Genomic DNA, 3480 nt, shown 5'->3' with positions numbered 1-3480 from the left:
GCCGCGCCGTAGCGGATGACGCGGTCCGGCAGGTGCCTGCCCAGCAGCAGGCCGACGCCGATGGCCAGCGCGTCGGCCAGCACCATGCCGACCGTCGAGCCGATCCAGGTGCCGAGCCAGTCGTGCTGCGAGGCGAGGGTGACCGTGGCGAGCATCGTCTTGTCGCCGAGCTCGGCCAGCAGGAACGCCACGGTGACCGCGACGACCGCGGATCGGGCGGTGCGCGACGCGCGGCTCTTGTCCTGCTCGGTGAGGTGGTCGCCGCGCACCGTCCACGCCGCGAAGCCGAGGAAGGCGACACCGGCGACCAGGCCGATCCACTCGGTCGGCAGCAGTTCGCCCATGCCGAAGCCGAGCCCCACCGAGGCCAGGTGCACGATCGCGGTGGCCAGGCTGATGCCCACCAGCACCTGCCATGCGCGGAACCTGGTGGCGAAGGTCATGGCCATCAGCTGGGACTTGTCCCCGAGTTCGGCGACGAAGATCGCCGCGGAACTCACCGCGAGGCTCGTGAACACGTCGTACCCCTCTTGCTCGGCCGGACCGGAGGCGCGCAGCCTTCGACCCGGCGTGTACCGGATCGAAGGTCTCGCCCGCCCGCCCGAATTCGGCGAGGCTCCGTGCCCGGGCGCGTCTTCGCCGCCAGTGTGTCGACCACGGAATTGAGGGCTACTCCCCTTCTGCCCACGAGGTTACCGGCGCACGCGGAACAATCAAGGCGTGCAACCCAACTCGAGTCGTCGAATCAATTACCACCTCATCCCCAAACGGCTCTTTCGCCGTGCCGCAACGTGCTTTTTCGGCAATCCCAGACGCAATTTCCAGGTGATCCGAACGGCTTGCTACGGGCCGTTCGGCAATTCCCTGCCCGGCACGTCGGGGTCGCAGCCGACGCGCGGCAGCTGGGCGCGCACCGCGCTGCTGGTGCGCCCCAGCTCGGCGGCCAGCTCGGCCAGCACGGTGCTCGCCGGAGTCCCCGCCGCACCGTCCAGCCATCGCGACCGCAACCGCGCACCGTGCTCGGACGACCAAGGCCTGCCCGCGTGCATCGCAGCTCCCCGCGGCTTTCGCGGCCGCCGCCCGTGGAACGCGGCCAACCCGGCCAGCGTCCGCCCCAGGAACGCGCCGGCATCGGCCAGCTCGTCGACCGTGATCGTCAAGTCGCCTTCGGACACGACCACGCCGTCCGCGTCCGATCCCGTGAACCGCATCCGCACCGCCGGAGCACGGCCGCTTTCCGCCGCCACGGTGCCCGCAGTTATCCCGTAGGTGTGCGCACCCACTCGCTGTTCGTCGTGAAAATCCATGCCGACGACGTTAGAAGCGGAACACCGCCGTCAACGGGACAACATTCGTCGGCGTGTCGGCCGGGATCACGGAAGGGTGAGCCGGAGCGGCCCGGTGGATTCCCGGGAAGCGAGCTGCCCCACCGCCGAATAGGTGTCCGCGCCCGCTTCCACCGGAAAACCCGCCGCGTCATCCACTTCGGGACGCCATTTCGTCGTGTGCACCAGCCCCGGTTCCACGATCTCGTATCCGTCCAGCAAGGAGCGGAAATCCTCCGGCGACCGCCACGCCGGGGTGGCCCCGACCCGCGCGGCGACGGGTCCGAACGCGGAGATCTGCGCCGGGGTGGCGGTCACCGGCGAGAGGTGCGAGAGCACCAGCGCGCTGTGCACCGGGCAGGCGTCCCGGTAAGCGGCGACCACCCCGGTCAGCTCGGCGTCGTCGGTGATGAACGGCAGCGCGGCCACCGCGAGCACCCCGACCGGCCGGGTGAAGTCCAGCACCGAGGTCACTCCGGGAGCGGTGAGCACGCTGGCCGGTTGGCGCAGGTCCGCCTCGGTCACGGTCACCCCGCGCACGTCGTGCAGCTGCCGTTCGGCGAGCCGCACGGTCACCGGATCCGCGTCGACGTAGGCCACTCGCGCGCAAGGATCGGCCCGCTGCGCGGCGCCGTGCACGTCCCCGGTCGTCGACAGCCCGGTTCCGAGGTCGAGGAACTGGTCGATACCGCTGGACATCAGGTAGCGCACCGCCCGCCGCAGGAAGCCGTGCACCGCCAGCACGTGCCCGCGCAGGTTCGGCAGCACGGCGGTGAGGTCTTCGGCGGTGCCCCGGTCGACCTCGAAGTGGCTGCTGCCGCCGAGGTAGTAGTCAAAGATCCGCGCGATCGACGGCCGCTGCGGAAGCTCCGCTCCGGCGAGCGCACCGCCCGCGTCGGATCCTTGCATCAACGCCCCCAGAATCGGCGAGCCCCTAGCGTAGATCGCCGCGACGATCGTGGACAGCGAAAACCGGGAAAAACGAGTTCCCGCATCGGGAAGGCGGCATCCGCGCCGCGATGTCCCGGCCGCGATGTCCCGGCACCGCCTCAAGGCACCAGATATTCGCCGTCCCGCGCATCGGTGATCGCCATGTGCCCTGGCGCGTGCCCGATCGCCAGCGACGGCTTGGACCGCATCACCGCCGCCTGCGGCGTCACGCCGCACGCCCAGAACACCGGCACCTCGCCGGGCCGGACTTCCACCGGCTCCCCGAAGTCCGGCGCGTCCAAGTCGCGCACGCCGATGTCCGCGGGCGAGCCGATGTGCACCGGCGCGCCGTGCACTGCCGGGTAGCGCGACGTGATCCGCACCGCCGTGGCCACTTGATCGGCGGGCATCGGCCGCATCGACACCACCAGCGGCCCGGACAGCGCGCCCGCCGGGCGGCATTCCTGATCGGTGCGGTACATCGGCACGTTGCGGTCCTGGTCCAGGTGCCGGACCGGGACGCCCGCCTCGATCAGCGCGGCCTCGAAGGTGAAGCTGCAGCCGACCAGGAACGACACCAGGTCGTCCCGCCACAGCCCGGTGACCTCGTCGCGTTCCTCGACCAGTTCGCCGTCCCGGTAGATCCGGTAGGCGGGCAGGTCGGTGCGCAGGTCGCCGTCGAAGAGCCGCGCCGCGGTCCCGCCCGGCTCGGTCACGTCCAGCACCGGGCACGACTTCGGGTTGCGCTGGGCGAACAGCAGGAAGTCGTAGGCGTGCTCGCGCGGCAGCGTGATCAGGTTCGCCTGCGTCCAGCCCGCGCAGAACCCCGACGTGGGCACCCGCAGGCCGGCGCGGAACTGCGCTCTCGCCTGCTGCGGGCTCAGCTCCTTCGATTCGGTCCGCAACCGTCGTCTCCTCTCAACGAACCCGGCGGAAGCGCAGCTTGCGGCCCGGCCGGGCCTGCGCCGCGCGATCGACCTCGGCCGCGGGCAACACCGCGATCACCGGGTAGCCGCCGGTCACGGGGTGGTCGGCGAGGAACAGCGTGGGCCGCCCGGACGGCGGGACCTGCAACGACCCCACCACCATGCCTTCGCTGGGCAGTTCGTCGGTGCGCGCGCGGGTCAGCTCCGGGCCGTTCAGGCGCATCCCGACCCGGTTGCTCTGCGGGGCCACCTCGAACGGTTCGCCGAGCAGCGCGTCGACCGCGGCGTCGGTGAACCAG

The 3480-nt window shown here is 71.3% G+C and carries 4 protein-coding genes and 1 pseudogene; all 5 read right to left on the bottom strand.

The window, feature by feature from the left end:
- Positions 1–518: TMEM165/GDT1 family protein (locus tag IJH84_RS13960; RefSeq protein WP_295145017.1), on the bottom strand; the 518-nt coding region annotated here is incomplete at its 3' end.
- Between the two features lie 324 nt (positions 519–842).
- Positions 843–1307, bottom strand: coding sequence for a hypothetical protein (locus tag IJH84_RS13955; RefSeq protein ID WP_200071083.1), 465 nt, complete (start codon positions 1305–1307; stop codon positions 843–845).
- A gap of 66 nt (positions 1308–1373) precedes the next feature.
- Positions 1374–2234: an SAM-dependent methyltransferase gene (locus IJH84_RS13950; protein ID WP_295145020.1), complete on the bottom strand. Its 861-nt coding sequence runs from the start codon at positions 2232–2234 to the stop codon at positions 1374–1376.
- A gap of 140 nt (positions 2235–2374) precedes the next feature.
- Positions 2375–3160 (bottom strand): putative hydro-lyase, encoded by a 786-nt coding sequence (locus IJH84_RS13945; protein ID WP_295145013.1) that lies wholly within the window; start codon positions 3158–3160, stop codon positions 2375–2377.
- A 13-nt stretch (positions 3161–3173) separates the two neighbouring features.
- Positions 3174–3480, bottom strand: a pseudogene (locus IJH84_RS13940) (allophanate hydrolase subunit 2 family protein); the annotation flags it as partial.

This window comes from Saccharopolyspora sp. (assembly GCF_017434145.1).
Lineage (GTDB): Bacteria > Actinomycetota > Actinomycetes > Mycobacteriales > Pseudonocardiaceae > Saccharopolyspora_C > Saccharopolyspora_C galaxeae.
This window is presented reverse-complemented; position numbering and strand designations above follow the sequence as displayed.